18 protein-coding genes and 2 tRNA genes are annotated in these 21,630 nt (G+C 65.0%); 13 read left to right on the forward strand and 7 right to left on the reverse strand.

The annotated features are described in order from the left end of the window. Positions 1-128: 128 nt before the first annotated feature. Together JQ633_RS18835 and JQ633_RS18840 are read left to right on the forward strand one after the other, a co-directional pair. Entirely contained in the window at positions 129-2,405 is a 2,277-nt protein-coding gene (locus JQ633_RS18835; protein ID WP_249159479.1) for a hybrid sensor histidine kinase/response regulator, read from the forward strand. 161 nt (positions 2,406-2,566) lie between these two features. Then, entirely contained in the window at positions 2,567-3,634 is a 1,068-nt protein-coding gene (locus JQ633_RS18840; RefSeq protein WP_211986557.1) for an ABC transporter substrate-binding protein, read from the forward strand. Positions 3,635-3,798: 164 nt separating this feature from the next. Here JQ633_RS18840 and glnA read toward each other — a convergent pair whose 3' ends face one another. Next, positions 3,799-5,208: a type I glutamate--ammonia ligase gene (gene glnA / locus JQ633_RS18845; protein ID WP_211986558.1), complete on the reverse strand. Its 1,410-nt coding sequence runs from the start codon at positions 5,206-5,208 to the stop codon at positions 3,799-3,801. A gap of 153 nt (positions 5,209-5,361) precedes the next feature. Then, the gene (locus tag JQ633_RS18850) at positions 5,362-5,700 is read right to left on the reverse strand and encodes a P-II family nitrogen regulator (RefSeq protein ID WP_011441447.1); all 339 of its coding nucleotides are present in this window, start codon (positions 5,698-5,700) and stop codon (positions 5,362-5,364) included. A 358-nt stretch (positions 5,701-6,058) separates the two neighbouring features. Here JQ633_RS18850 and JQ633_RS18855 point away from each other — a divergent pair, with 358 nt between their 5' ends. After that, positions 6,059-7,558: an NAD(P)H-hydrate dehydratase gene (locus JQ633_RS18855; protein WP_211986559.1), complete on the forward strand. Its 1,500-nt coding sequence runs from the start codon at positions 6,059-6,061 to the stop codon at positions 7,556-7,558. A gap of 121 nt (positions 7,559-7,679) precedes the next feature. Here the strand turns inward: JQ633_RS18855 and JQ633_RS18860 are convergent, their stop codons facing one another. Further along, positions 7,680-8,765, reverse strand: a complete 1,086-nt coding sequence (locus JQ633_RS18860; protein ID WP_211986560.1) for an enolase C-terminal domain-like protein — start codon at positions 8,763-8,765, stop codon at positions 7,680-7,682. 18 nt (positions 8,766-8,783) lie between these two features. Further along, on the reverse strand, positions 8,784-10,130 hold the full coding sequence (locus tag JQ633_RS18865) for a multicopper oxidase family protein (protein WP_211986561.1): 1,347 nt from the start codon (positions 10,128-10,130) through the stop codon (positions 8,784-8,786). A 133-nt stretch (positions 10,131-10,263) separates the two neighbouring features. On the opposite strand from JQ633_RS18865, the gene JQ633_RS18870 reads away from it, so the two are divergent. The 5 genes from JQ633_RS18870 (at position 10,264) to lon (ending at position 17,198) form a co-directional block, all read left to right on the forward strand. After that, a tRNA-Leu gene (locus tag JQ633_RS18870) sits at positions 10,264-10,348 on the forward strand. Between the two features lie 165 nt (positions 10,349-10,513). Continuing rightward, the gene (gene tig / locus JQ633_RS18875) at positions 10,514-11,875 is read left to right on the forward strand and encodes a trigger factor (RefSeq protein ID WP_211986562.1); all 1,362 of its coding nucleotides are present in this window, start codon (positions 10,514-10,516) and stop codon (positions 11,873-11,875) included. A gap of 224 nt (positions 11,876-12,099) precedes the next feature. After that, positions 12,100-12,735 (forward strand): ATP-dependent Clp protease proteolytic subunit, encoded by a 636-nt coding sequence (locus JQ633_RS18880; RefSeq protein ID WP_076857756.1) that lies wholly within the window; start codon positions 12,100-12,102, stop codon positions 12,733-12,735. Between the two features lie 440 nt (positions 12,736-13,175). After that, complete coding sequence (clpX, locus tag JQ633_RS18885; RefSeq protein WP_024506813.1) at positions 13,176-14,450, forward strand: ATP-dependent Clp protease ATP-binding subunit ClpX; 1,275 nt, start codon at positions 13,176-13,178, stop codon at positions 14,448-14,450. Between the two features lie 321 nt (positions 14,451-14,771). Beyond that, positions 14,772-17,198 (forward strand): endopeptidase La, encoded by a 2,427-nt coding sequence (gene lon / locus JQ633_RS18890; protein ID WP_211986563.1) that lies wholly within the window; start codon positions 14,772-14,774, stop codon positions 17,196-17,198. Between the two features lie 69 nt (positions 17,199-17,267). On the opposite strand, the gene JQ633_RS18895 is transcribed toward lon, so the two are convergent. Then, positions 17,268-18,491, reverse strand: coding sequence for an MFS transporter (locus tag JQ633_RS18895; protein ID WP_211986564.1), 1,224 nt, complete (start codon positions 18,489-18,491; stop codon positions 17,268-17,270). 1 nt (position 18,492) lies between these two features. Beyond that, the gene (locus JQ633_RS18900) at positions 18,493-19,161 is read right to left on the reverse strand and encodes a GntR family transcriptional regulator (protein ID WP_211986565.1); all 669 of its coding nucleotides are present in this window, start codon (positions 19,159-19,161) and stop codon (positions 18,493-18,495) included. A 152-nt stretch (positions 19,162-19,313) separates the two neighbouring features. On the opposite strand from JQ633_RS18900, the gene JQ633_RS18905 reads away from it, so the two are divergent. Both JQ633_RS18905 and JQ633_RS18910 read left to right on the forward strand, forming a co-directional pair. Further along, positions 19,314-19,718, forward strand: a complete 405-nt coding sequence (locus JQ633_RS18905; protein WP_211986566.1) for a GFA family protein — start codon at positions 19,314-19,316, stop codon at positions 19,716-19,718. Between the two features lie 55 nt (positions 19,719-19,773). Next, positions 19,774-19,850 (forward strand) — tRNA-Val (locus JQ633_RS18910). Positions 19,851-19,866: 16 nt separating this feature from the next. Here the strand turns inward: JQ633_RS18910 and JQ633_RS18915 are convergent. Beyond that, entirely contained in the window at positions 19,867-20,106 is a 240-nt protein-coding gene (locus tag JQ633_RS18915; protein ID WP_211986567.1) for a hypothetical protein, read from the reverse strand. Between JQ633_RS18915 and JQ633_RS18920 the strand changes: the two genes are divergently transcribed. The 3 genes from JQ633_RS18920 to JQ633_RS18930 are packed head-to-tail and all read left to right on the forward strand — an operon-like array spanning position 20,099 to position 21,592. Beyond that, complete coding sequence (locus JQ633_RS18920) at positions 20,099-20,404, forward strand: hypothetical protein (protein WP_211986568.1); 306 nt, start codon at positions 20,099-20,101, stop codon at positions 20,402-20,404. The genes JQ633_RS18915 and JQ633_RS18920 overlap by 8 nt on opposite strands. A 22-nt stretch (positions 20,405-20,426) precedes the next feature. Beyond that, positions 20,427-20,732 (forward strand): YciI family protein, encoded by a 306-nt coding sequence (locus tag JQ633_RS18925; RefSeq protein ID WP_211986569.1) that lies wholly within the window; start codon positions 20,427-20,429, stop codon positions 20,730-20,732. Continuing rightward, entirely contained in the window at positions 20,732-21,592 is an 861-nt protein-coding gene (locus JQ633_RS18930) for a class I SAM-dependent methyltransferase (RefSeq protein WP_211986570.1), read from the forward strand. The genes JQ633_RS18925 and JQ633_RS18930 overlap by 1 nt, the downstream gene beginning before the upstream one ends. Positions 21,593-21,630 lie beyond the last annotated feature (38 nt).

Consider the following 21,630-nt stretch of genomic DNA (forward strand, 5'->3'; position numbering starts at 1 on the left):
AGGGCCGGACTCGGCTAAGCAAGCACGACAGCCGCCACCGGATATTGCCCGGCGCCGACACTCCTTTTCGAATTCCTGTTTTCCATTTTCCTGTTTCCGGTGTGGCTGATCACGATGAGTTGGTCGGGATGAAGTTGTCGGGCCGTCTGGCGCTCGGGATGCTGGTCCCGGTCGTCGCGATGCTGCTTGTGCTGGGCTCACTCCACGGCGTCTCCGGGCCGGGCTTGCTGCTCGCCGCGGGCGCGATTGCGGTGGTGCTGATGATTGGCGAGATCTTTGCGAGGTCGCTGTCGACGCCGCTCGCCCAGGTGACGCCAGCGGTAAAGGCGGCGACCGGCGAGTCGGCAAGCCGCGAGATCGCGAGCCTCACGGGCGCGCTTGCCGAACTGTCGGCGCAACTGGGCAGCCGGCAGAACCTGCTGGAGAAGACCGTCGAGAGCATCCGCGACCCGGTTGTGGTGGCGGACGAGACCGGCACCGTCGTGGTGGTCAACGCCGCCGCGCGCCGCCTGTTCGCCGTCGAGGCCGGTTTCAACAGCCTGACCGATGCGCGGGCCTTCCGGTGCTATTACGCCGATGGCGCGACGGCGATGCCGATTGAGGAGTCGCCGCTGGCGCGTGCGCTGCGCGGCGAAGAGATCGACGATCTCGAGCTCGTCGTGAAGGTTCAGCCCCCGGGGGCGGATGTTTCGCTGCTGGCCAATGCCCGGCCGCTGCGCGATGACGGCGGCAATCTGCGCGGCGCGGTCGCGGTGCTGCACGACATCACCGCGCAGCGGCGCGCGCATCAGGCGCTGGTCGAGAGCGAGCAGATGGCGCAGGCAATCGTCAAGACCGCGCTCGATGCATTCGTCCAGACCGATCAGGACGGCGTCATTCTGGAGTGGAGCCCGCAGGCCGAGGCGCTGACCGGCTGGACGCGGGCCGAGGCGCTCGGCCGCCGGGCGGTCGACCTCGTGCTTCCGGAGGAGTTGCGGGATGCTCACCGCCAGCGGGTTGTCCGTTTCCTGCAGGAGACCGCGGACGGCGGCATGGGCATGCGCTACGTATCCCCGTCGCTGCACCGCGACGGCAGCCAGTTCTTGGCCGAAGTGTCGCTTAACGCGTTCAAGCGCGGCGATGGCTACGTCGTCAACGCCTTCGTCCGGGACGTCACCCAGCGCCGCATCGCCGAGGAGCAATTGATCCAGGCGCAGAAGACGGAATCGCTGGGGCGGCTGACCGGCGGCATCGCGCACGACTTCAACAACATGCTGACGGTCATCACCGGCACGATCGAGATCCTCGCCGACGGCGTGAAGGACGACCCGCAGCTTTCGGCGATCGCCAAGCTGATCAGCGACGCCGCCGATCGCGGCGCGCAGCTCACCTCGAGCCTCCTGGCATTCGCCCGCAAGCAGCCGCTGCAGCCGGCCGAGACCAACGTCAACGATCTGATCGGCGACGTGGTGCGGCTGCTATCGCAGACGCTGGGCTCGCAGGTCGCGATCACGACCGAGCTCGGCCGCGATGCCTGGCTCGCTTTCGTCGACCGCAGCCAGCTCAGCGCGGCGCTGGTCAATCTCGGCATCAATGCGCGCGATGCGATGCCTGAGGGCGGCACGCTGAGCTTTGCGACCCGCAACGTCCAGCTCGGAATTCGCGAGGCGGTGGCGCGCGGCGTCGAGCGGGCGGGCGATCATCTCGTCATCGAGGTGACCGACACCGGCACTGGCATTTCACCGTCGCATCTGGAGAAGATCTTCGATCCGTTCTTCTCGACCAAGGAGGTCGGGCAGGGCACCGGGCTCGGCCTGAGCATGGTGTTCGGCTTCGTCAAGCAGAGCAATGGCGGGATCGAGGTGCAGAGCGAGGAGGGGCGTGGCACGACGTTCCGGATCTATCTGCCGAAGGCCGACCGCACCGCGCCGCTTGTGACCGAGGAGGACGATCAGCCGATCCGCGGCGGCACCGAGACCATCCTGTGTGTCGAGGACGATGTCCGGATCCGCGACTACGTCACCGGCCAGCTGGAGAGTTTCGGCTACAAGGTGCTGGTCGCGGCGAACGCGGATGCCGCGCTCGAGATCGCCGGCGGCGGCGCAGCGTTCGATCTGTTGTTCACCGACATCGTGATGCCCGGGACCATGAACGGCCGGCAGCTGGCCGAGCGGCTGATGGCCGGACGGCCGACGCTGCGGGTGCTGTTCACGTCGGGCTACAGCGACGGCGCTCTGCCGTTGCAGGGCGCCGGCCACGGCATTCCGCTGCTGATGAAGCCCTACCGGCGCAGCGAGCTGGCGCGGATGCTGCGGCGCTGCCTCGACCTCGCGGTTGATATCGAAGGCGATCCGGTTCCGATGCCTTACTCCGTGCAGCCCGATCTCGAACGCTTCCTGCGCGAGAACCCGCCGGAGAAGACGTAGCCTGCAGCTCGTAGGATGGGTGGAGCGCAGCGATACCCATCATCTCACCGCACACGGGCATGCTCTCGATGGGTATCGCTTCGCTCTACCCATCCGACTATCATCACGTCAGCAACGAAGGGTGCGGCCGGTCAACGGCCCGATCTGAAGGGAGTGTGCAGATGCATGACCGCAATTGGTCGCGACGCGACTGGCTCAAGGCGACGGCGGCCGGCGCGGCCGGACTGGTGTTCGCCGAGCCGTTGAAGGCGGCGGCGCCTCCGGCCACAGCGGTGACGGCTGAGCTGATCGCTGCGGCGACCAAGGAAGGCAAGGTCTCGTTCTACACCGCGCTGGAATTGAACACCGCCGAACGGCTGGCGCGGACTTTCGAGCAGAAATATCCGGGCATCAGCGTCCGCGTCGAGCGCAGCGGCGCAGAGCGTATCTTCCAGCGCATCGCGCAGGAGCAGGGCAGCGGCATCAACGCCGTCGACGTCGCCAACTCGACCGACCCCGCGCACTATCTCGACTGGAAGAAGAACGACTGGCTGGCAGCCTACGTCCCTGAAGAAGTCGCAAAGCACTTTCCGGCCGACCAGATCGATCCGGACGGTACTTCCGCGACGTCCTGCGCCTGGTTCGAGGTGATCGGCTACAACACCGAGCAGGTGAAGGGCGAGGAGGCGCCGAAGAGCTACGCCGATCTGCTCGACCCGAAATGGCGCGGCAAGATCGTCAAGGGCCACCCCGGCTACTCGGGCGCGATCATGACCGCGACCTTCGTGCTGGCGCGCGATCTCGGCTGGCCTTATCTGGAGAAACTGGCGCAGCAGCGCGTGATGCAGGTGCAGTCAGCGGCCGATCCGCCGAAGAAAATCCTGCTCGGTGAGCGCGCCGTGATGGCCGACGGCAATGACTACAATCTCGTGCTGGCCAAGGATCAGGGCAAGCCGGTCGAGGTGGTCTATCCGACCGAAGGCGCGCCGCTGATCATCGTGCCGAGCGGCATCTTCAAGGGCGCGCCGAACCCGAACGCGGCAAGATTGTTCCAGAGCTACTTCTTCAGCGCCGAGACCCAGCAGATGCTGGCCGACGAATTCGCTCACCGCTCGTTCCACGCCAAGGTGAAGGAGAAGGCCGGCCACGTGCCGCTCGACAAACTGAAGATGCTCAAGGCCGATCCGGCCCAGGTGCAGGCGCAGAGCGAGGAGATCAAGGCAAAATACGCGAAGCTGTTCCGGGTGTGAACCGGGCGACCTTGTAGGATGGGTGGAGCGCAGCGATACCCATCATCCGACCACGCGGATCGAAGTTGATGGGTATCGCTTCGCTCCACCCATCCTACGGTCTTTCGCAAAACAAAAGGCGCTTCCACCGGAAGCGCCTTTCGCATTCGTCAGGGCCGTAAGACTTACAGCGAGTAGTACATCTCGAACTCGACCGGGTGCGGGGTCATCTCGAAGCGAGCGACCTCGGTCATCTTCAGCTCGATGTAGGAATCGATGAAGTCGTCATCGAACACGCCGCCGTTCTTGAGGAACGCGCGGTCCTTGTCGAGGTTCTCGAGTGCCTCGCGCAGCGAACCGCAGACCGTCGGGATCTGCTTCAGCTCTTCCTTCGGCAGATCGTAGAGGTCCTTGTCCATCGCCGGGCCCGGATCGATCTTGTTCTTGATGCCGTCGAGACCGGCCATCAGCATCGCGGCGAAGCCGAGATACGGGTTGGCCATCGGATCGGGGAAGCGCACCTCGACGCGCTTGGCCTTCGGGTTCGCGGTGTAGGGGATGCGGCATGACGCCGAGCGGTTGCGCGCGGAGTAGGCCAGCAGCACCGGAGCCTCATAGCCCGGGACCAGACGCTTGTAGGAGTTGGTCGACGGGTTGGTGAAGGCGTTGATCGCCTTGGCATGCTTGATGATGCCGCCGATGTAATGCAGGCAGTTCTCCGACAGATCGGCGTACTTGTTGCCGGCGAAGGTCGGCTTGCCGTCCTTCCAGATCGACTGGTGGACGTGCATGCCCGAGCCGTTGTCGCCATAGACCGGCTTCGGCATGAAAGTGGCGGTCTTGCCGTAGATGTGCGCGACCTGGTGGATGCAGTACTTGTAGATCTGCATCTGGTCGGCCATCAGCGTCAGCGTGTCGAACTTCATGCCGAGCTCGTGCTGGGCGGAAGCGACTTCGTGGTGATGCTTCTCGACCTTGACGCCCATCTTGGCCATCGCGCCGAGCATTTCCGAGCGCATGTCCTGCACCGAGTCCTGCGGCGGCACCGGGAAGTAGCCGGCCTTGGTGCGGATGCGGTGGCCGAGATTGCCGCCTTCATATTCGGTGGCGGAGTTGATCGGCAGTTCGGAGGAGTCGAGACGGAAGCCGGTGTGGTAGGGGTCGGCCGAGTAGCGCACGTCGTCGAACACGAAGAACTCGGCCTCGGGGCCGACGAACACGGTGTCGCCCACGCCCATCGACTTCACCATCGCCTCGGCCTTCTTGGCGATGCCGCGGGGGTCGCGGTTGTAGGGCTCGCCGGTGGTCGGCTCGAGCACGTCGCAGGTGATGACCATGGTGGTCTCGGCGAAGAACGGATCGATCGTCGCGGTGACCGGGTCGGGCATCAGGCACATGTCGGATTCGTTGATCGCCTTCCAGCCGGCGATCGAGGAGCCGTCGAACATCTGACCTTCGGCAAAGGTGTCCTCTTCGATCATGCCGACGTCGAAGGTCACGTGCTGCCACTTGCCGCGCGGATCGGTGAAGCGCAGGTCGACGTATTTGACGTCGTTGTCCTTGATCATTTTCAGGACGTCTTTGGCGGTCTTCATGAATACCCCTTATGGATGTGCGGGTCGGTTTTTGCGGCGGTGGGCGACGTTATTCCCGCCTGCGGCGGGCTGGTGTGACGACTCAAACGAAATCAGGCTGCCGAAGCAGCCTTTATTCTCTTTTGACGTCGGAAAATCCGGATAGCATCGCCCTCAAATAGCGTCCAGCCCGGATTCACCGGTCCGGATGCGGATGGCTTCCTCGATGTTGGAGACGAAAATCTTGCCGTCGCCGATGCGCCCGGTCTGGGCAGCGCGGCGGATCGCGTCGATCGCCTTCTCGACCAGGTCGTCGCCGATCACGATCTCGATCTTCACCTTGGGCAGGAAGTCGACGATGTATTCTGCACCGCGATAAAGCTCGGCGTGTCCCTTCTGGCGGCCGAACCCCTTGGCCTCGGTGACCGTGATACCCTGCAGTCCGACTTCCTGGAGCGCTTCTTTCACCTCGTCGAGCTTGAAGGGCTTGATGATGGCTTCAATCTTCTTCACTGAGCGCCTCCCGGGCATTGCAGATTGCAGGGTCGTATTTTCGATGCGCGTGGGGCGCAGTCTGGTCGGGTTCTAGAGCTTCCGGCACCTCGCCGGAAACGCGCATCAAGGTCGCACGACGTGTCCCTAATGCGCGGCTTCCTCGAAAGCAGGGTCTATGCCAAGTTGTAAGGGTCCCCGAATTTGGAATGTTATCAGCCTTTTAACAGGCAGTCGGCTGATATCGAACCACCCTCGTCATGATATCCAAGCCTAGAGAATAGGCAAATAGATCAATCCTTATGCAATCGACCACTGGAAACCGCGGGAACGTCACCGGAATTGCCTCTGGAAAAGGCGAAGAGATCGAGGATTCGGCATGGACGTGCTGACCACCACTGAGATGGAACGCGCCGATCGTCTGACCATCGCAGCCGGCACGCCCGGCTTCGCGTTGATGATGAGCGCGGGGCAGGCGGTCGCCGAGGCGGCGATGGACCTGGTCGAGGAGGGGCCGATCGTGGTGGTGGCCGGGCGCGGCAACAATGGCGGCGACGGCTTCGTCGCCGCCGCCGAACTCGCCGCGCGCGGCCGCGAGGTCTCGGTCATCCTGCTCTGCGAGCGCGACAGCCTGCAGGGCGATGCGGCGCTGGCGGCGAAGGGTTGGAAATATCCGGTGCTGCCGTTCAACCCGCAGGCGCTCGGCAGGCCGGCGTTGATCATCGACGCCCTGTTCGGCGCCGGCCTCAACCGCCCGGTGAAGGGCGATCCGCTGGAGATGATCGTGGCCATCAACGCCAACGGCGCGCCGGTGCTGGCGGTCGACCTGCCGAGCGGCATCAACGGCACGACGGCTGCGGTGATGGGCGCCGCGGTGCAGGCGACCGAGACCGTGACCTTCTTCCGCAAGAAGCCCGCGCACCTCTTGCTGCCCGGGCGGATGCATTGCGGCCGCGTGCGGGTCGCCGACATCGGCATTGATCCGCAGGTGCTCGACGAGATCAAGCCGCTGACCGCGGAGAACGCGCCGCAGGCCTGGCGCTGGTCGTTCCCGGTGCCGCGGATCGACGGCCACAAATACGCACGCGGCCATGCCGTCGTTGTGTCCGGTGATATCGCCTCGACCGGCGCGGCGCGGCTCGCCGCCCGTGGCGCGCTGCGCGCCGGTGCGGGCCTGGTGACGCTGGCCTCGCCGCGCGATGCGCTCGCCGTCAACGCTGGCGCGCTGACCGCGGTGATGGTGCGCGCGGTCGACAATCCGATCCAGTTCGCCGAACTGCTCGCCGACAAGCGCTACAATGCCTGCGCGATCGGGCCCGGCCTCGGCGTCAATACGCGCACCCGCGACTTCGTCCACACCGCGCTGTCGGCGCAGCGCCATCTCGTGCTCGACGCCGATGCGCTGACGAGCTTTGCCAGCGCGCCGGACCGCCTGTTCGACGCGATCAAGGCCTCCGATGGTCAGCAGGTGGTGCTGACGCCGCATGAGGGCGAGTTTCCGCGGCTGTTCAGCGACATCTCCAACAAGCATCCGGGCCGCTCGAAGCTCGAGCGGGTGCGCGCCGCCGCTGAGCGTTCCGGCGCCGTGGTGCTGCTCAAGGGCGCCGACACCGTAGTCGCATCGCCCGACGGCCGCGCCACCATCGCCGCCAACGCACCGCCCTGGCTCGCCACCGCCGGCGCCGGCGACGTGCTGGCCGGCATCATCGCAGGCTTCCTGGCGCAAGGCGTCGCCGCCTTCGAAGCCGCCAGCATCGGCGTCTGGATGCACGGCGAGAGCGCAAGCGAGGCGGGACCGGGACTGATCGCCGAGGATCTGACCGAGGTTCTGCCCGCCGTGTTCCGCCGACTGTATGATGAGTTCGGGATTGAGTATTAGATCTCGCTCTTGCACGCGAGCGTAGGATGGATAGAGCGGAGCGAAACCCATCATCTATCCCAGCGCGGCGAGATGATGGGTATTGCTGCGCTCCACCCATCCTACGAGCAAACGCGCACGGCTAGCTCACGAGATACTTCGCCACCGCTGGCTCGTTCCATTCGATCCCGAGGCCGGGGCCACGTGCGGTCACCGCGCCGTCGACGATCTCGGCCGGTCTCGCCAGGATCGCGCCGGCGAAGTCGAGGAATTCGAGCCAGTGCGCGGTCGGCGTCACCGCGAGCAGATGCGCGCTGACCTCGGCGAACAGATGGCTCGACATCGGGATCGAGGCGGCGTCGGCCTGGCCTGCGACCTGCAGCCAGCCCGAGATGCCGCCGACCTTCATCACGTCGGGCATGATGAAGTCGGACGCGCCGGCGGCGATCGCCTCCGCAAAGCCGCGCGGGAACCACCAGTTCTCGCCGGCCTGGATCGGCGTCGGCGAGGTTTCGCGCACCTTGGCGTGGCCGGAGAGGCTCTCCTGCGGCACCGGCTCCTCGATCCAGTGCAGGTCGTAGGGCGCGAGCCGCGCGATGCGGCGCGTCGCTTCCGCGGGATCGAGCGACTGGTTGAAGTCGATCATCAGCGCGATGTCGGGGCCGAGCAGGGCACGCACGCCCCTGACGACGCGCTCGTCGTTGGCGGCATCGCCGTCGCCGCCCTTGATCTTGATGCCCTTGAATCCCTGGTCGAGCGAGCGGCGCAGCGCGCGCTCATCGGCGGCGGGATCGACGACGCCGTAGCTGTCATAGGCCTTGACCGGCTTTGCGGAGCCGCCGAGCAGTTCGACCAGCGGCCGGCCGGCAAGTTGGCCGAGCACGTCCCAATAGGCCATGTCGAGACCCGACACCGCCATGCCGACCAGACCCTGCCAGCCGAGCAGGCGAAACTTGGCGTCCATCGTCTGCATCAGATCGAACGGCGCGACCGGTTTGCCGACGAGGTCGCGGCCGATCTCCTCGATCAGATAGCAAAGTGGGTGAAGCGTGAGCTTGCTGTAGGCGAAGATGTAAGTGCGGCCGGTAACGCCTTGATCGGTCTCGACATCGATCAGCACCAGCGGGCCGGAATCGATCACGCCGAAGGCGTTCTTCACGGGGCGCTTGAGCGGCACCACGACGCTTCGCGCCGTCACTTTGCGAATCGCTGCAACTGTCTGGCTCATGAGTGTTTCCTCTTGTTGTTATTGGACACTGTACCATCGCAGTAGCCGCGGCGCGGCCCAATCGGCAGCTGTCGCTTCGATCAGATAGCGCCCCGGATATTCGGCGAGGAAGGCGATGCGTTGGGTCTGGCCGGGCTCGATCGCGAGCGTGTCGAGCCAGAACGGCTTCCAGCCGTCGTCGAGCCGGTCGAGCAGGCGGAAGTGATGGCCATGCAGTTGGAAGACGGAGGTATCGGCGGCGCGGTTGGTCAACGCCAGCACCACTGCGCGGCCGGCCTTGGCCTGAAACGCCGGCGCGGACGACGGCTTGAAGTCGGCGGCGCGGACCCAGTCGCCGGGTGCGCCAAGCGCCAGCTCGAACCGCGCCGCGTTCTTCAGGTCGAGCTGGGCGGGCAGGTCGTTGGCGGGAAGCGGCGGGGCAGGCGGAAACGGAGCGGAGCGGAGCGGAGGCTGCGCCGAGACGGTCAGCCTGCCGACCGGCCGGGCCTGCTTGCCATCGTGGAGCAGGATCGGAAAGCTGGTCCCGGCCGGTCCAGTGACGTCAACGAAGACATCAGTCCGGCCTCCCGGCGCCAGCACCAGCGCGCCGTTGCGCGCCGGAAACGGTTCGGCGGGCTGGCTGTCGATCGCCATCACCCGGACCTCGGTATTCTCCAGCTTGACGGCGAGCACGCTGCGCGGGCTGCCGTTGATGATGCGGAGTCTGAGGCGGGCATTGGCCGGGGCCGATATTTCGAATGAGGTCCGGCCGTTAACTGTATGAAATAACGTCGTATCTTTCGGGTCGGTTCCAGCCGGAATTGCGCTGCCGTCGGCGCGAAGCCGCCACTCCTCGATCAGCAGGACCTCGTCGCGGTCGACGGCGACCGGCGAGGTCCCGGCGACGACCACGGCGCGTGGCCGCACCGGCAAGGCGCCGTCGCCGAGCGGGCTCGCCTCAAAGAGGAGGGTGCCGGCCTGCCGTAGCGCGAGCTGGAAGGTATCCTTTGCACCCGTGGCGAGTGGCGCGCGGGAGGTCAGCGGCTCTGCCGCCGGTACGCCGTCGAGGCCGCGGCAGTCGAACGCGGCCGGCAGTGGCAGCTCGTTGCTGAAGCTCACGTCGATGGTCTCGCCGCGCTTGAAGCGCAGCTCGCCGCCGCTGAGTGACCAGATCGAGGTTTCCGGGGCGCCCGGACGCAACGCGATACGATCTGCCTTGGCTTGCAACGCCACCGCGGTCCGGCCCTGCGCCACGACGCTGGTGGGCAAGACGGGACAAAGCGCCGCGGTACCGAGGAGGGCGATCAGCTCGCGTCGGGTAAGAGGAAATTCAGGGCGTATCACAGGACGTATCACAGGACTTGCCATCGGACCGATGCGGACCATTTTCAGTTAAGCCTGTCCAGCCGCGATCGGTCGCAGCAGGGCTTGCATATCGGCCATTTTTTTGCTGCGAACCGGTGGGCGCATGCTATAAGCCCGCCGCCCGCGGCATCGCGGCCGGAGTGGATGCTTTCACGCGGGCGTGGCGGAACTGGTAGACGCGCTGGATTTAGGTTCCAGTGACGAAAGTTGTGGGGGTTCGAGTCCCTCCGCCCGCACCAAGCGCTTACAGCGTTTGCATGACGAATCCTTGTTGGACCTTGAGCCTGGGCGGGCCGCGGGTCCACCGAACCACCGGCGTCAGGCTGACAAGGCCGTGCGTCGACCTTGATTGAACACTGCCACGGCCGAAAGGCCGTCGGCGAAAGCGGAAGAAGATTGACACCATGCAGGTCACCGAGACCCTCAACGAGGGACTGAAGCACGAGTTCAAGATCAGCGTCCCGGCATCCGATCTCGATGCCAAGGCCGGCGCCAAGCTGGTCGACCTCAAGGACAAGGTGCGTCTCAACGGCTTCCGTCCGGGCAAGGTGCCGGTGGCGCATCTGAAGAAGATCTACGGCCGCTCGGTGATGGCCGAGACCATCGACCAGACCATCAGCGACACCAACAAGCAGATCTTCACCGACCGCGGCTTCCGCCTCGCCGGCGAGCCGAAGATCACGATGCCGACCGAGAAGGACGAGGTCGAGGACCTGCTGTCGGGCAAGACCGACCTGACCTACACCGTCGCGATCGAGGTTGTGCCGCCGATCACGCTCGCCGACTTCAAGACCTTCGCGGTCGAGAAGCCGGTGGTCGACGTCTCCGACGCCGACGTCGATGACGGCATCAAGCGCATCGCCGACAGCAACCGTCCGTACAACGCCAAGTCCGAGGGCGCCAAGGCCGAGAACGGCGACCGCGTCACCATCAACTTCAAGGGCACCATCAACGGCGAAGCCTTCGAGGGCGGCACCGGCGAGAACATCCAGGTGTCCATCGGAACCGGCCAGTTCATCCCGGGCTTCGAGGAGCAGCTGATCGGCATCGGCGCGAACGAGACCCGCACGCTGAAGGTCTCCTTCCCGAAGAACTATCTCAACGACAAGCTCGCCGGCCAGCCGGCCGAGTTCGAGACCACCGCGACGCTGATCGAAGCGCCCGGCGAGACGACGATCGACGACGAGTTCGCCAAGACGCTCGGCCTCGAATCGCTGGACAAGCTGAAGGAGCTGATGCGCGAGCGCCTCAAGGCGGAGTTCGCCGGCGCCACCCGCCAGCGCGTCAAGCGCGCGCTGCTCGACCGGCTCGACGAGAACCACAGGTTCGAGGCGCCGCCGTCGCTGGTCGACGAAGAGTTCAACCTGATGTGGAACTCGATCAAGTCCGAGATGGAGTCCTCCGGCAAGACTTTCGCCGACGAGAACACCACCGAGGAAGCGGCCAAGGAAGAGTACCGCACCATCGCCGACCGCCGCGTGCGGCTCGGCCTCGTGCTGTCGGAGATCGGCGAGAAGAACAAGATCACCGTGACCGACGACGAGGTCTCGCGCGCCGTGATTGAGCGCGCCCGCCAGGTGCCCGGCCGCGAGAAGGAAGTCTGGGACTACTATCGCAACAACGCCCAGGCGCTGGCTCAGCTGCGCGCCCCGATCTACGAGGACAAGGTGGTCGACTTCATCCTCGAGCTCGCCAACGTGACCGAGAAGAAGGTCACCAAGGAAGAGCTGTTCAAGGATGAAGACGCCGAGAAAACTGCCGCTTAATTCCGGCACCTCGCGTTAATGATGAACCGTGAAAGCGCGCTGGCGACGGGGCCCCGTCGCTAGGCGCGCCGCGGCGAATCAGCTTGAACTCCGGCTGCTTCAATTTGCCTGCCTGAGTTTGCCTGCCCGGGTGGCTAGTGCCGGTCTTGTCGGTCGGAAATTGGCCTATATCTGGGTTAACCGTAAGCTACCTTCCGCATCACCCCTAACCCTTGGGTCCTTCCATGCGCGATCCCGTTGAAACCTACATGAACCTCGTCCCGATGGTCGTCGAGCAGACCAATCGCGGTGAACGCGCCTACGACATCTTCTCGCGCCTCCTCAAGGAGCGCATCATCTTCGTGACCGGTCCGGTCGAGGACGGCATGTCGACGCTGATCGTCGCGCAGCTCTTGTTCCTCGAGGCCGAGAATCCGAAGAAGGAAATCTCGATGTACATCAACTCGCCGGGCGGCGTGGTGACGTCGGGCCTTGCGATCTACGACACGATGCAGTTCATCCGCCCGCCGGTGTCGACGCTGTGCACGGGGCAGGCGGCCTCGATGGGCTCGCTGCTGCTGGCCGCCGGCGAGAAGGACATGCGCTTCACGCTGCCGAACTCGCGCATCATGGTGCACCAGCCCTCCGGCGGCTTCCAGGGCCAGGCCACCGACATCATGCTGCACGCGCAGGAGATCCTGAATCTCAAGAAGCGCCTCAACGAGATCTACGTGAAGCACACCGGCCAGACCTACAAGGCGATCGAGGACGCGCTCGAGCGCGACAAGTTCCTGACCGCCGAGGACGCCAAGGCGTTCGGCCTCGTCGACAAGGTGATCGACAAGCGTCCCGAGGACCCGGCGTCGGCGAAGGCGGCCTGAGCAGGGCAGGCATCCCGAGGCGTCGTGTGATCTTCCACATTGACGCCTCACATAACCGGCAAACGGGCTGCGGAGCCGCCCGTTAGTGCTGGTGTGTGGGCAGAAAGTTCCGCTTTCGTGCTCATTTTGCGGCGTGGCAATCCCGCAACGTTTCGTGGATTTCGACGCGTATTCCACGTGCGATCGTGGAAAATCACGGTATTGTCACGGTCTTGAGCTGGCCCCGCGATTAGCGAATTCTTGATAGTCGGGTGCCAGCATGGTTGGCTGTGACGCATCGACTATGATCGCGGGGGATTCGAAGGCACCGTGATTCGCACGGTCAGTACTGCGTAGGGTCTTTTTTGGTACGGAATTTGCTCTATCTACCCATCAGCCCCGGTTTGTGCCGGATTGGGTCGATCTGGCAAACGAGATCGAACGGCGGACGGAGATAATGAATGAGTAAGGTCGGCACGAGCGACTCCAAGAACACGCTATATTGCTCGTTCTGCGGCAAGAGCCAGCATGAAGTTCGCAAGCTGATTGCCGGACCGACTGTCTTCATTTGCGACGAGTGTGTCGAACTCTGCATGGACATCATCCGTGAGGAGAACAAATCCTCGCTGGTGAAGTCGCGCGACGGCATCCCGACGCCGAAGGAAATCTGCAAGGTGCTGGACGATTACGTGATCGGCCAGAGCCACGCCAAGAAGGTGCTGTCGGTCGCCGTCCACAATCACTACAAGCGGCTCAACCACCAGACCAAGCACAACGACGTCGAGCTCGCGAAGTCGAACATCCTGCTGATCGGTCCGACCGGTTCGGGCAAGACGCTGCTCGCGCAGACGCTGGCCCGCATCCTCGACGTGCCGTTCACCATGGCGGATGCGACGACGCTGACCGAAGCCGGCTATGTCGGCGAGGACGTCGAGAACATCATCCTCAAGCTGCTGCAGGCCGCCGACTACAATGTCGAGCGCGCACAGCGCGGCATCGTCTACATCGACGAAATCGACAAGATCAGCCGCAAGTCGGACAATCCCTCGATCACCCGCGACGTGTCGGGCGAGGGCGTTCAGCAGGCGCTGCTCAAGATCATGGAAGGCACGGTGGCCTCGGTCCCGCCGCAGGGCGGCCGCAAGCATCCGCAGCAGGAGTTCCTGCAGGTGGACACCACCAACATCCTGTTCATCTGCGGCGGCGCCTTCTCGGGCCTCGAGAAGATCATCTCCGCGCGCGGCCGTTCGACCTCGATCGGCTTCGCGGCGCAGGTGCTCGCGCCTGAGGATCGCCGCACCGGTGAGATCTTCCGTCACGTCGAGCCGGAAGACCTCCTGAAGTACGGCCTGATCCCGGAATTCGTCGGCCGTCTGCCCGTCGTCGCGACGTTGGAAGACCTCGACGAGACCTCGCTGAAGAAGATCCTCACCGATCCGAAGAACGCGCTGGTGAAACAGTACCAGCGGCTGTTCGAGATGGAGAACATCGAGCTGACCTTCGCCGACGAGGCGCTTGGCGCGGTCGCCCGCAAGGCGATCGAGCGCAAGACCGGCGCGCGTGGCCTGCGCTCGATCCTGGAGAGCATCCTGCTCGAGACGATGTTCGACCTCCCGGGCCTCGAAGGCGTCGAGGAAGTCGTGATCTCGCGCGAGGTGGTCGAGGGAACGGCACGTCCGCTCTACATCTACGCGGATCGTTCCGACCGCGCGGTCGAGAGCAGCGCGAGCGCGTAAGGCGCGCCGGTCTGACTGTCCAAAAATGCACGGCTGCCGGGCGTTCCGGCGGCCGCTGTCGTTCAGCAGCGCCGCTCTTTTGGCGTAGCACCAAATGGCTGTTTAGCCCTGTTTTTCCGGGCACTTCTCATACTTGACACCCCTATGCCCGATAGCCACCTAATGCTGTCGGCGGCGGGCCTCATGTGTTGAGATTCGTTGCTTCCCGATGCGGAAAAAGCGGCGGCCATGCCTCACTTATTCCGGATCACCAAGGCACCTTGAGGCGGTTGCGCGAGCAGGCGGACTGCGTGCAAGGGGGCATAACAAGAGGATTAGGCCATGACGACTTCCAAACCCCGGCCAACGATCGTTCACGGCGAGAGCCACTCCTATCCGGTGCTGCCGCTCCGCGACATCGTCGTCTTCCCGCACATGATCGTGCCGCTGTTCGTCGGCCGCGAGAAATCGATTCGCGCGCTCGAGGAGGTCATGAAGACCGACGCGCTGATCATGCTCGCGACGCAGAAGAACGCGTCCGATGATGATCCGGCACCCGAGTCCATTTACGAGACCGGTACGCTCGCCAGCGTTCTGCAGCTGCTCAAGCTGCCCGACGGCACCGTTAAGGTGCTGGTCGAAGGGCTCGAGCGCGCCCGCGTCGAGACCTATTCGGACCGCGCCGAATACTACGAGGCGACCGCGGTCGCGCTCGCCGACACTGACGCCACCTCGGTCGAAGCCGAGGCGCTGGCGCGTTCGGTGGTGTCCGACTTCGAAAACTACGTGAAGCTGAACAAGAAGATCTCGGCCGAGGTCGTCGGCGTGGTCCAGGCGATCACCGATTTCGCCAAGCTCGGCGACACCGTTGCCTCGCATCTGGCAGTGAAGATCTCCGACCGGCAGGCGATCCTGGAGACGCTGTCCGTCACGCAGCGCCTGGAGAAGGTGCTCGGCCTGATGGAGAGCGAGATCTCGGTGCTGCAGGTCGAGAAGCGCATCCGCTCGCGCGTCAAGCGCCAGATGGAGAAGACCCAGCGCGAGTATTACCTGAACGAGCAGATGAAGGCGATCCAGAAGGAACTCGGCGACGACGAAGGTCGCGACGAGCTGGCCGATCTGGAGGAGAAGATCTCCAAGACCAAGCTCTCCAAGGAAGCACGCGAGAAGGCCCAGCACGAGCTGAAGAAGCTGCGCCAGATGTCGCCGATGTCCGCGGAAGCGACCGTCGTGCGCAACTATCTGGATTGGTTGCTGTCGATTCCGTGGGGCAAGAAGTCCAAGGTCAAGAAGGACCTCGCGGCCGCGCAGGCGGTGCTGGACTCCGATCACTACGGCCTCGAGAAGGTCAAGGACCGCATCGTCGAGTACCTGGCTGTGCAGTCGCGCGCCAACAAGCTGACCGGACCGATCCTGTGCCTCGTCGGCCCTCCCGGCGTCGGCAAGACCTCGCTCGGCAAGTCGATCGCGAAGGCGACCGGCCGTGAGTTCGTGCGCGTGTCGCTCGGCGGCGTGCGTGACGAGGCCGAGATCCGCGGTCACCGCCGCACCTATATCGGCTCGATGCCCGGCAAGATCATCCAGTCGATGCGGAAGGCGAAGACCTCGAATCCGCTGTTCCTGCTGGACGAGATCGACAAGATGGGCGCCGATTTCCGCGGCGATCCGTCGTCGGCGCTGCTCGAGGTGCTGGACCCCGAGCAGAACTCGACCTTCAATGACCACTACCTCGAGGTCGACTACGATCTGTCCAACGTGATGTTCATCACGACCGCGAATACGCTGAATATTCCGGGCCCGCTGATGGACCGCATGGAGATCATCCGGATCGCCGGCTACACCGAGAATGAGAAGGTCGAGATCGCGCGCAAGCACCTGATCCCGACCGCGATCTCCAAGCACGGTCTGGACTCCAAGGAATGGTCGATCGACGACGCGGCCTTGCTGCTGATGATCCGCCGCTACACCCGCGAAGCGGGCGTGCGTAATTTGGAGCGTGAGCTGTCGACACTTGCCCGCAAGGCGGTGAAGGAGCTGATGATCTCCAAGAAGAAGTCGGTGAAGGTGACCGAGGCGAACATCGAGGAGTTCCTCGGCGTGCCGAAGTACCGCTTCGGCGAGATCGACGACGAGGATCAGGTCGGTATCGTGACCGGTCTTGCCTGGACCGATGTCGGCGGCGAGCTGCTGACCATCGAAGGCGTCATGATGCCCGGCAAGGGCAAGATGACGGTCACGGGCAACCTGCGTGACGTGATGAAGGAATCGATCTCGGCGGCGGCGTCCTACGTCCGCTCGCGTGCGATCACCTACGGCATCGAGCCGCCGATGTTCGATCGCCGTGACATCCACGTCCACGTGCCGGAGGGTGCAACCCCGAAGGACGGTCCGTCGGCCGGTGTCGCAATGGCCACCGCGATCATCTCGGTCATGACCGGCATCCCGGTCCGCCACGATGTCGCGATGACCGGCGAGATCACGCTGCGCGGCCGCGTGCTGCCGATCGGCGGTCTGAAGGAGAAGCTGCTGGCTGCCGCACGCGGCGGCATCAAGACGGTGCTGATCCCCGAGGACAACGCCAAGGATCTCACGGAGATTTCCGATGCGATCAAGGGCGGCATGGACATCATCCCGGTCTCGCGGCTGGACGAGGTCGTCGCCAAGGCGCTGACCCGAGTCCCGACGCCGATCGTCTGGGAAGAGGAGACCAAGGTCGACGTCAAGCCCGACGCTTCGGACGAAGCGGGTGGCGGCCTGACGGCGCACTGACCAAGCTCTCGGCAACACATCAAACGGCGCCTTCGGGCGCCGTTTTTGTTTCTAACGTCGAGTAGAACGCTAGCGCTTCTTCTCGATCATCCAGTTGCCGATCGCGCCCAGCGCCATCAGCACGCTGGTGCCGAGAAACACCGCGGGCATGCCGATATGGCCGCCGACGAAACCGCCGGCGAGCGGGCCGATCACCTGTCCGGCATATTGCGCCGACACCGAATAGCCCAGCATGCTGCCGGTGACCGTATCAGGCACGTTGTGCCGGATGACGCTCGCGATGCACGGCAGCAGGCCGCCGAGCGCCAGCCCCATCAGGAAGCGCAGCACGATCAGCTGCCAGCCGCTGACCACGAAGGCCTGCGGGATCAGCAGCACGGCCGAGACCGCGAGACAGACGATGATGATCCGCCAGTGGCCGACGCGGTCGGCGAGCTTGCCGAGATGCGACGATGACAGCAGGCTGCCGAACGCCGCCGCCGACATCACGATGCCGGCGACGAACGTCACCTGGGGCGCCGCGACCAACTGGGCGACATAGACCGTGATGATCGGTTCGATCGACATGTTGGCGATCATCAGCAGCAGGCCCGTCAACCACATCGCAATGAGAGGGCGCCTGTCCGGGACCAACTCCCAGCCGCCGCGCGACTTGCTGCCGCTCGTGCGCTTCGGCCGGGGTCCCTCGCGGAGCAGGAAGGTGGTGGCGAGGAAGGTGACGAAGATGACGCCGCCGATCAGGAAGAACGACGCGCGGATGCCGATCAGGGGCGGCAGGATGCCGCCGACCAGGGGACCGACCAGGCTGCCGGCCATGATGCCGGCGGACAATACGCCGATCGCCCAGCCGGAGCGCGACTTCGGCGTCTGCGCTGCGACCATCACGGTCGAGCCCGAGGCGTAGCCGCCGAGCAGGCCGGTCAACAGCCGCAGCCCGACCAGTTCATAGACGTTGTGCGCCATGCCCATCAGCGACATCGCGATCGCCATGCCGAGGCTCGCGCGGATCAGCATCAGCTTGCGGCCATAGCGGTCGGCGAGGCGCCCCCATAGCGGTGCGGTCAGCGCGGCGGAGAAGAAGGTGGCGCCATAGGCGATACCCGACCATTGCACGATGGCGGCATGATCCGACACGCCGAGCTGCTCGACATAGAGCGGCAGGAACGGCAGCAGCAGCGTCATCCCCACGATGGTGGTGAAGGAGCCGTACACGCAGACGATCAGGTTGCGTTTCCAGGGGCCGGCCTCGAGGGCGGCCTCGCGATCGATTTCAGTGGGGGAACGAGCGTCCATCTCAGCGCAGCCCGACCACGGCGAAGCCGCGCGCTTTGAGCCCGCGGCGGTCCTCGCTCAGCGAGCGCAGCAGGCGATCGCGGGTGCCACTGATGTGATCGGCGGCCTCGCGCGCGGCGGCCTCCGGATCGTTGGTCTTGATGAAGGAGAGGATACGCCGGTGTTCGGCCCAGGCCTGCTCGCGCGAAGGCTCGGTCCACACCTCGAGCCAGCGCGCCCGCGACAGCCGCGTCATCGCACCTGAGATTGCCTTGACGATGAACGGGTTGCCGGAGAGGCGCGCGATCTCGACATGGAAATCGGTACCGACGCGGTGCCATTCCTCGCGCGGTGCGCCGGCCTGGCAGGCATCCAGCATCGCCTCGATGCCGGCAATGTCGGCCGCGCTGGCCCGCGTGCAGGCGAGGCGGACGGCGGTCGTCTCCAGCGGCAGGCGGAATTCGGCGAGCGCTTCCAGTTCGCCGAGATCGATCGGCGCGACGATCCAGTTGCGGCCGTCGCGGCGCACCAGCTCCTCGCTTTCGAGCCGGACCAGCGCCGCGCGGATCGGCGTCCGCGAGCCCTCGAAGCGGCTCTCCAGCCAGCGTTCGGTCAGCCGCTCGCCGGGTCCGAGGTCGAGCGACAGGATCATCTCCCGCAACTGGTCGTGGATTTGCAGCATCTGCGACATGGGCGATTCTCATGGGGAGGCGGCTTCAGGCAAAGTATCCCATTTTGGTATCCCAAACAAGGCAATATTGGGATACCGGTTGTTTGCGCCTGCTATGAGTGGAACGGTGCGTCCGGGCGTCATCTTGTTGGGGTCGTAAGAGGAGCAGCACGATGCAGATCGACGGACAGTGCCAATGCGGAGCCGTGACCTATCGGGCCGATATCGATCCAGAACGGGTGTCGATCTGCCATTGCGCGGATTGCCAGACCCTGACCGGATCGCCCTATCGCGTGACGGTGATCTGCGCCGCCGGGCAGGTCCGGCTGACCCGCGGAGCGCCAAAGGTCTACGGCAAGCGCGGCGACAACGGCCGAATCCGTTTCCAGCATTTTTGCGGCGATTGCGGTTCCCCGTTGTTCACCAGCGGCGAGGACGGCGGGCCGGACGACTGGGGCATCCGCTGGGGCAGCATCCGCCAGCGCGGCGAATTGGCGCCGCGGCGGCAAATCTGGTGCCGCTCCGCTGCGCCGTGGATCCATGATCTTAAGGGATTGCCGGGCCGTCCGATGGATTAGAACGGTCGACCTTGCGCCGCGGGGGCGGGCAAGGCTAAAGAGGCGGCGCAGGTGAGGGCGGCTAGCTCAGCTGGTTAGAGCATCTCGTTTACACCGAGAGGGTCGGGAGTTCGAATCTCTCGCCGCCTACCAGCCTTCGCACTGCGGGCTACGGCTCGGCAAGCCAGCCTTCACGGAACACCAGCCACTTGCGCAGATGCCGCAGGCGAAGGCTGTCGCGCCGAAGCTCGAAGAGCGAAGGCGGACTGTTCCCAATCGCACATCCGTTTCGTCTGAGCCGGAACAGCGCAGCAGACTTGCGCATCGTCCAATCATTGTCATTCTTGCCGCGCAGATTTGGCGCGATGATATCGTCGCCGCACAACCGGGAGTCTCGTTCGATGCGCATTATCGCTGCCGCCTTCATGATGGCCCTGATCACCGGACCCGCTCTGGCGCAGGATCACATCCAGCAGTATCGCGAGGAGGACAAGCCGAAGACCGAGGCGCAGAAGGCCGAGGACAGGCGGGCCGAGCGTGCCTATCAGCGTTCCCTGAGCAACGTGCCGGACCAGAAGCAGACCGATCCGTGGGGCATGGCGCGCCCCGACAACGCGTCGCAGGCCGCGCCGAAGCCGCATGCCAAGCCTGCGGCGAAGATGGCCGCGCCGAAGCCGGCTGCACCAGCGGGCACCGCCACCAAGTGAAGCGCGAAATCAGGGCTGAGCCATGAAGCATTACGTCTGCCGGCTGACCGGACCGCGTCCGACCTTTCCGCAGGACATGACGCCGCAAGAGGCCGAGATCATGCAGGCGCATGTCGCCTATTGCGGCGAGCTGTTGCGCGCCGGCAAGGCGCTGGTGTTCGGCCCGGTGGCCGATCCCGCCGGGCTCTGGGGGCTCGGCGTGCTGCAATTGCCCGACGATGCCGATCCGCAGGAGATCGTCGCCAACGATCCCGTCACCAAGGCCAATGCAGGTTTCGTCTATCAGGTGATGCCGATGCTGCGCGCCGCGACCAGAGAGAACTGCTGATGGACCTCGCGCAAGGCCACGAACGCAATGCCGACCAGATCGCCTATTGGAACGGACCCGGCGGCCAGCGCTGGGCCGACCGCCAGGCGGTGCAGGACATCCTGCTGACGCCGGTCCTCGACCTGCTGCTCGATCGCGCCAGGCCTGCGCCCGGCGAGCGCGTGCTCGATGTCGGCTGCGGCAGCGGCGCGTCCACCATCGCATTCGCGCGCAAGGTTGCACCGACGGGCCATGTGTTCGGTGTCGACGTGTCGGGGCCGATGCTGGAGCGGGCACGACAGAGCACGCCGAAGGATGCGCCGGCCGGCTACGCGCTCGCCGATGCCACCGTCTATCCGTTCGATCCGGCCAGCTTCGATCTGCTTGCATCGCGCTTCGGCGTGATGTTCTTCGCCGATCCTGTGGCCTCGTTCGCCAATCTGCGCAAGGCGATGAAGCCGTCGGGACGGCTCACCTTCATCTGCTGGAAGGAGCCGCGCGAGAACCCGTTCTTCATGGCGCCGCTGCAGGCGGTCTACAAGCACGTGCCGAAGATGCCGCAAGTCGGGCCCGAAGACCCCGGTCCGTTCTCCTTCGCCTCCGAAGCGCGGGTGCAGCGTATCCTCGGCGAGGCCGGGTTTACCGGCGTGGCGATGGAGCCGTGCCGGCTCGAGCTCGATGTCGCGATCGGGCGCGGCATGGACTTCGCGGTGCAGGGCGCGCTCGAGATCGGTCCGGCCAGCCGCGCACTGGACGGACATCCGGACGAGGTGCGCGCCGCCGCCGTCAATTCGATCCGCGAGGCGCTGACGCCGTTCGCGAAGGGCAATTCGGTGCTGCTGCCGGCCGCGATCTGGGTCGTGACGGCGCGGGCGTCGTAGCGCCAGAGCGCAAGCCTCACGCCTCGTCATTGCGACCC

It is taken from the genome of Bradyrhizobium tropiciagri (assembly GCF_018130505.1).
In the GTDB taxonomy this organism is placed as follows: domain Bacteria; phylum Pseudomonadota; class Alphaproteobacteria; order Rhizobiales; family Xanthobacteraceae; genus Bradyrhizobium; species Bradyrhizobium tropiciagri_B.

Excerpts from the sequence above, each read along its gene's own strand:
- JQ633_RS18855 (WP_211986559.1), top strand. The coding sequence starts at position 6,059 with ATGGACGTGCTGACCACCACTGAGATGGAACGCGCCGATCGTCTGACC.
- JQ633_RS18920 (WP_211986568.1), top strand. The coding sequence starts at position 20,099 with ATGCGCATTATCGCTGCCGCCTTCATGATGGCCCTGATCACCGGACCC.
- JQ633_RS18925 (WP_211986569.1), top strand. The coding sequence starts at position 20,427 with ATGAAGCATTACGTCTGCCGGCTGACCGGACCGCGTCCGACCTTTCCG.
- tig (WP_211986562.1), top strand. The coding sequence starts at position 10,514 with ATGCAGGTCACCGAGACCCTCAACGAGGGACTGAAGCACGAGTTCAAG.
- JQ633_RS18905 (WP_211986566.1), top strand. The coding sequence starts at position 19,314 with ATGCAGATCGACGGACAGTGCCAATGCGGAGCCGTGACCTATCGGGCC.
- JQ633_RS18860 (WP_211986560.1), bottom strand. The coding sequence starts at position 8,765 with ATGAGCCAGACAGTTGCAGCGATTCGCAAAGTGACGGCGCGAAGCGTC.
- JQ633_RS18865 (WP_211986561.1), bottom strand. The coding sequence starts at position 10,130 with ATGGTCCGCATCGGTCCGATGGCAAGTCCTGTGATACGTCCTGTGATA.
- JQ633_RS18900 (WP_211986565.1), bottom strand. The coding sequence starts at position 19,161 with ATGTCGCAGATGCTGCAAATCCACGACCAGTTGCGGGAGATGATCCTG.
- JQ633_RS18835 (WP_249159479.1), top strand. The coding sequence starts at position 129 with ATGAAGTTGTCGGGCCGTCTGGCGCTCGGGATGCTGGTCCCGGTCGTC.
- JQ633_RS18930 (WP_211986570.1), top strand. The coding sequence starts at position 20,732 with ATGGACCTCGCGCAAGGCCACGAACGCAATGCCGACCAGATCGCCTAT.
- clpX (WP_024506813.1), top strand. The coding sequence starts at position 13,176 with ATGAGTAAGGTCGGCACGAGCGACTCCAAGAACACGCTATATTGCTCG.
- JQ633_RS18895 (WP_211986564.1), bottom strand. The coding sequence starts at position 18,491 with ATGGACGCTCGTTCCCCCACTGAAATCGATCGCGAGGCCGCCCTCGAG.
- JQ633_RS18840 (WP_211986557.1), top strand. The coding sequence starts at position 2,567 with ATGCATGACCGCAATTGGTCGCGACGCGACTGGCTCAAGGCGACGGCG.
- glnA (WP_211986558.1), bottom strand. The coding sequence starts at position 5,208 with ATGAAGACCGCCAAAGACGTCCTGAAAATGATCAAGGACAACGACGTC.
- JQ633_RS18915 (WP_211986567.1), bottom strand. The coding sequence starts at position 20,106 with ATGCGCATCGAACGAGACTCCCGGTTGTGCGGCGACGATATCATCGCG.
- lon (WP_211986563.1), top strand. The coding sequence starts at position 14,772 with ATGACGACTTCCAAACCCCGGCCAACGATCGTTCACGGCGAGAGCCAC.
- JQ633_RS18880 (WP_076857756.1), top strand. The coding sequence starts at position 12,100 with ATGCGCGATCCCGTTGAAACCTACATGAACCTCGTCCCGATGGTCGTC.